Below are 4,712 nucleotides of genomic sequence, written 5' to 3'. Positions count from 1 at the left end.
CTCCCAGGCGCCATATGCAGGCAGAAGGTGCGATTCCGGCCAAGACCGAAGTCGCTGCCGCTCATTCGCGGGTTATCGAGCAGGTGCGCTTGTGCGCTGGCTTTGTCGGAATCAGCGATTGTCTGCGAAGCGACGAAGCGGCACCCCTTGGGTACTGCATGGACGCGTTGCCGATTCCGCCTCATGGCGATTCGTTGCATCCAAGCCGGCAATGGGCCTGGCAACTCTTGACGCTGGTGTCCGCAACGGCGGCCTCGCCGGAAAGTTTTACGGCCGGCGATCCATGCGTCGCTGATAGCCCGTCCCAGGTACCCGATCTACTGGTTGATGCCTTCCAGTTCGATGCCGCGTTCTTCGGTTGGCTGGTCGATGCCAATGATCAGACGGCCAGCGCCTGCTGGGATCTCCTCGGTCTGGTCAGGGAATTTCGCTCATCCGCTTCCACGCCCGGACTGCCGGGCAGTGAAATTGCTGCGGAGGATGCCTGATGCTGCCGCTCTTCGATACGCAGGTGCGCCTGGTTCTGCTCAATCACGTCGCCGTGCGACTGGCCGAGGCGCAGCCGGATGAACTCCACGCCGCCGGCATCGAGAACGAGCAACTCGCGCGCCTGCGGCAACTGTCGGCCCTCGATCTGAACCGCCTGGCCACGATGCGCGATCTGACCATCGGCGTGACCTTTGATGCCGCCGAACTCACTGCGGGGCTGCGTACGGTCTCGCTGGTGAATGAGGCCAAGGCGCTGGAGGCGTATTTCATTCGCCATGGTGCGTCCTGGCAGATGATGAGCGCGCTCTTCAAGATTCGCCGCAAGGTCACGCTCAGGCGCCGCCGCGACTGCGGTGCCTGGAGACCGTCGGGCCGCTTCCCACTTCCGGACACCCCCATGCGCGAGCGCATTTACCGGGCATGGCACGCCATTGAGGACCCGGATCCGAGGGTGCGCTATTACCGCCTGCATCAGGCATTCCCAAAGCTTACCCTCGCCGTTCTGGAAGCAGTAGCGTGCGAATTCGAGGAGGCGCGATGAACGGCCGCCCCTCGATTCCACCGGGCCTTACCGCCGAACTGCTGCTCGACGTCTTCGACCTGCCGGTCAGCTTCCACCGTTGCCTGGTCCCGATCACGGGTGGCGTGACGGCGGCACTGATGCTCTCGCAGGCCATCTGGACCAGTGAGGCGCTCGACCCCGAGGTCGGCGGCTGGTTCTGCAGGTCCCAGGAGGAGTGGACCGAAGAGACCGGGCTTTCGCGGTGGGAGCAGGAAACGGCACGGCGAGCTTTGCGCACCGGCGGCTTTCTCGAAGAGCGACGCGCCGGCATGCCGGCGAAGCTCTGGTTTCGGGTACGACCCGAAGCCGTAGGGCGCGCATTGCAGGCGCACGCCAACCCGGTTCGCCGATGACGGCGCATAGGCCCAGACATGAGAGACCGAGAACCGAGAATCGTAACCAGCGCCGATGACGACCCATGGCAATCCGCCCAACAGGAGCGAGCGCTGGCGACCCTCTGGCCGTTGCTGGGGCGGCATATCGCGTTTCATCGCCGTCTCGTGGACCTGACGGCGAACGTGAAGGCCGCGCTGTTGCTCTCCCAATCGATCTATTGGACACGTCACGGTCGCGACATCGCCCAGACCGGCGGGTGGTTCCTGAAGACTACTGAGCAGTGGGAAATGGAAACCGGACTTTCCGCGAAGGAACAAGCTACCGCCCGCGAAGTATTGCGCAAACTGGCGATTCTCAGCGAGCAGCGCGTTGGCATCCCGGCGAGGCTGCATTTCCGCCTATGCGTTGATCAGCTCGGCGCCTTGCTCAGCGACCGGATTGGCAGGGCGTCGGCGAGTCTGGACTGGGCCGATGGCGCCGCGGTCGCGGAATTGCTGGGGCCGTCGCTCGCCTATCACCGTACGCTGGCCGGCATCGGCGGCGGGGTCCATGCCGGCCTGCTGTTGTCACGCACGCTGCACCTGACGCGGCTGCAGATGCGCCGGCAGTTGCAGGAGTGGATCGGCAGTTCGACCGACGTATGGACCGAGCAGATCGGCCTCACGCGCCGCGAACAGGAGATTGCGCGTCGGGAGTTGGTGGGCGTCGGAGTCTGGGAAGAGACTTTGGTCGGCATTCCTCCGCGACGACTCGCCCGAATCCGGCTGGATTGCCTGCTCGCGCGGCTGGCGGGGGATGAATCCGGCGATGCCAATCGCATCGCTTTGCCGTATTCGCCAGAGTGCGGTGTTGCCACAATCAATAGTCGACAAAAAGGCGAAACAAGTATGCGGGATTCCCACATTCATGTTTTGCCGAAAGCGCCAAAATTGATTCGACAAAAACGCCATCACTGTTTCGACGAAAGCGCCAATCTACATATACAAGGAAGTACACGTGGTTTAGTACAACAACCACCCGCAAGGGAAACCATCGCTGATGAGGGTCGGTCGCAACGTCGTGGTGGTGATCTGATCCTGCCGGAAAGCCTGCTCCCTGAAGAACGTGCGGCGGCGCTCCTCCTGCTTAAGCCCTGCGCGCAGCAAGCCCAGTCCTTGCTCGACGAGCTGAGTGCTCGGATGCAGGCGAACGCGGTGCATACCAGCCCGCTCGCCTACCTGCGTGGCCTGGTCAGGCGTGCCCTCGCCGGCGAGTTCGTGCCGGAACTTGGACAGCGCGTGGCGGCTGCCAGGCGCCGGCATGAGGAGGAACTGATCCTGCGCCAGCAGCGCGAGACCGAGCAACAGCGTCTTGCCGCCGAGTGCGCGACCCCGGAACGCCAGGCCAGGCTCGCATCCCGCCGCGCCGAGATGCGACAGATCGCGGACGCGATGCAGGCCGGGCGCCCGCCGGAGAAGCGCTCGTGAGCCCCCTGCCAGTCCGAATTCCCGGCAGCGACAAATCCTGCTCGCCAGCGCTGCCAACACGGCGCTGCAACCACCACGCCGTTCGCGGCAGCCACAACCCCCTCAATCGAAACGGAGTCCGCAATGGCACCCCCTGACGCAATCCTGCAGCAAGAGCGCAATGAGCCCAATGCGCCCGATGCCACGTTCGCCGCCAACGCCCAACTCGGGCAACTGGCGGATGCCACCCCCGACACCATGAGCTTGCACACCAAAGATGCCTATCGGATCTTTACCGGCCGTGGTGCGGATGCCGCAAGCAAGTTGCCGCCGATCCCTGGAGGCAGGCGCTTTGCGGCGGTCCTCAAATCCATCTGGCACCTGTCGGCGAACGACAACCCTTACGCCGACTGGATCCTGATCCGCATGTACGAGGGTCTGATCGCGATTCGCGCGCATCTGAGCCGCGTGATCACGGCGCGTGAGGAAGCCATCGAGATCCTCAAACGCAAGGGCCTGTCGCTGGCCGTGATGGGCTCGCGCAGCCCCAAGACCGTCGAGCTCGGGTTTCGCAGTCCCTACGGCTACGCCACGGCGGAGGCGATCGTCGAGTTCGACTACTACGTGCGCATGATCAAAACCCTGATCCACAAGGATCGCATGAGCGATGACGAGGGCAGGGCGGCGATTCGCGAAGTCGGCCGAGAGTTGCGCGCCTTGTTCCTGGAACCGATCCGCTGGGAGCGCCACCTCCTGCGCGAGGAGCTGCGGCCATTGAGCCGCAGCGACTTCCTGCCCGCAGCGGACGAACTCGCGCATCAGCGGGTGCGTGCCGTGGTCGCACTTTTCGGTGAAGTTCCGCGCAAGGTGTTTACCGGCGCGCAGGCACCCCGTCATACGCGGCGGCGCGTCAAGTTGAGCGAGGCCGAACTGCGCCTCCTCGAACAGGCGTCGCTCACCGCAGCCGAGGATATGCCGCAGTCGGACACGGAGTTGCTGTGAGGTCGGCGCCGGCGATCAGCGGGTTTCCGGCCCGGGCCTCGCAGCCCATCGGAATTCAATGAGTCAATCAACCAACGGAGGGTGCAATGTCGAACGAGTTTAGTGGAACCGGAAATGTGGGGGACCTGCCGCTCTTGAAGACGGTCATGGTCGGTAGCGAGGAACGGCAGGTCGCGGAGCTTCGGGTGTTCTTCGACGAATATCGGCAGGACGGCAAGGGCGGTCTGGAGCAGGCCGGTGGATTCTGGCTCGACGTCAATGTCTGGGGTGATCGACATGCGGCGGAAGTCGCGCAACTGGTGAAGAAGGGTGCGCGCGTCCATGTCATCGGCCGGTTGGCCGAGACCCAATGGACGGTGACGGCGACCGGCGAGGAGCGCAGCGCGCTGCATCTGAACGCGGATCATCTGTTTCTCAGCCTTGCACGGCTGGCTGAGGTCCGGTTCAAGCCGCGGCGCGAGGCGTCCGAGGGCAGGGCCTGAGCGTGAGCGCCATGCCCGTCGGCGATGTGGCGGAGCCGCCATGTTTCCCCGGTATCGAGGAGGTTCGCATGGTCCGCTCGATTGCGCTGCTGGCGATCATGGAGGCGCAGCGCCAGGGCAGGTGGGGTGCGTCCTTCCACGGATTTCGCGTTCAGGCCCAGCGGCAAGGTCCGGCACGGGGTTGTGCCGCCCTTACCGAGGTCAGTCTGTCGGTGAGCTTTGGCAGGGCGGCTGTCACCCGCTGTCGGGTAATCGCGAATTATGCTCACGCAATGGAACCAAATGTCTGGGCGACGGTCATCTGATTTGAATATGCGCTGCCGGACTCCCTGCCGCATGGTGGGCGTCGGGCAGACGCTGCCGGTGTACCACGTTGGCTGCGTCAGCCCGATCGAT

The 4,712-nt window shown here is 64.2% G+C and carries 7 protein-coding genes; all 7 read left to right on the top strand.

All coding sequences use genetic code 11. From position 1 onward, the window contains the following. The coding region (locus J0M27_RS21215) for a hypothetical protein (protein WP_294996688.1) at positions 1-488 on the top strand (488 nt) is incomplete at its 5' end. Further along, positions 488-1,030, top strand: a complete 543-nt coding sequence (locus tag J0M27_RS21210; protein ID WP_294996685.1) for an STY4526/YPO1902 family pathogenicity island replication protein — start codon at positions 488-490, stop codon at positions 1,028-1,030. The genes J0M27_RS21215 and J0M27_RS21210, both read left to right, overlap by 1 nt. Beyond that, positions 1,027-1,404, top strand: a complete 378-nt coding sequence (locus J0M27_RS21205; RefSeq protein ID WP_294996682.1) for a hypothetical protein — start codon at positions 1,027-1,029, stop codon at positions 1,402-1,404. The genes J0M27_RS21210 and J0M27_RS21205 overlap by 4 nt, the downstream gene beginning before the upstream one ends. A gap of 18 nt (positions 1,405-1,422) precedes the next feature. Then, positions 1,423-2,853, top strand: coding sequence for a hypothetical protein (locus J0M27_RS21200; RefSeq protein WP_294996679.1), 1,431 nt, complete (start codon positions 1,423-1,425; stop codon positions 2,851-2,853). Between the two features lie 123 nt (positions 2,854-2,976). Continuing rightward, positions 2,977-3,834: a PFL_4669 family integrating conjugative element protein gene (locus J0M27_RS21195; RefSeq protein WP_294996677.1), complete on the top strand. Its 858-nt coding sequence runs from the start codon at positions 2,977-2,979 to the stop codon at positions 3,832-3,834. 86 nt (positions 3,835-3,920) lie between these two features. Beyond that, positions 3,921-4,316: a single-stranded DNA-binding protein gene (locus tag J0M27_RS21190; protein WP_294996674.1), complete on the top strand. Its 396-nt coding sequence runs from the start codon at positions 3,921-3,923 to the stop codon at positions 4,314-4,316. Between the two features lie 68 nt (positions 4,317-4,384). Continuing rightward, on the top strand, positions 4,385-4,621 hold the full coding sequence (locus J0M27_RS21185; RefSeq protein WP_294996671.1) for a hypothetical protein: 237 nt from the start codon (positions 4,385-4,387) through the stop codon (positions 4,619-4,621). Positions 4,622-4,712: the final 91 nt, after the last annotated feature.

The organism is Sulfuritalea sp., assembly GCF_017302275.1.
Classification (GTDB): domain Bacteria; phylum Pseudomonadota; class Gammaproteobacteria; order Burkholderiales; family Rhodocyclaceae; genus Sulfuritalea.
This window is presented reverse-complemented; position numbering and strand designations above follow the sequence as displayed.

What these genes read in the sequence shown, in the direction of transcription:
- J0M27_RS21210 (WP_294996685.1), top strand. Translation starts at nt 488, where the DNA reads ATGCTGCCGCTCTTCGATACGCAGGTGCGCCTGGTTCTGCTCAATCAC.
- J0M27_RS21205 (WP_294996682.1), top strand. Translation starts at nt 1,027, where the DNA reads ATGAACGGCCGCCCCTCGATTCCACCGGGCCTTACCGCCGAACTGCTG.
- J0M27_RS21200 (WP_294996679.1), top strand. Translation starts at nt 1,423, where the DNA reads ATGAGAGACCGAGAACCGAGAATCGTAACCAGCGCCGATGACGACCCA.
- J0M27_RS21195 (WP_294996677.1), top strand. Translation starts at nt 2,977, where the DNA reads ATGGCACCCCCTGACGCAATCCTGCAGCAAGAGCGCAATGAGCCCAAT.
- J0M27_RS21190 (WP_294996674.1), top strand. Translation starts at nt 3,921, where the DNA reads ATGTCGAACGAGTTTAGTGGAACCGGAAATGTGGGGGACCTGCCGCTC.
- J0M27_RS21185 (WP_294996671.1), top strand. Translation starts at nt 4,385, where the DNA reads ATGGTCCGCTCGATTGCGCTGCTGGCGATCATGGAGGCGCAGCGCCAG.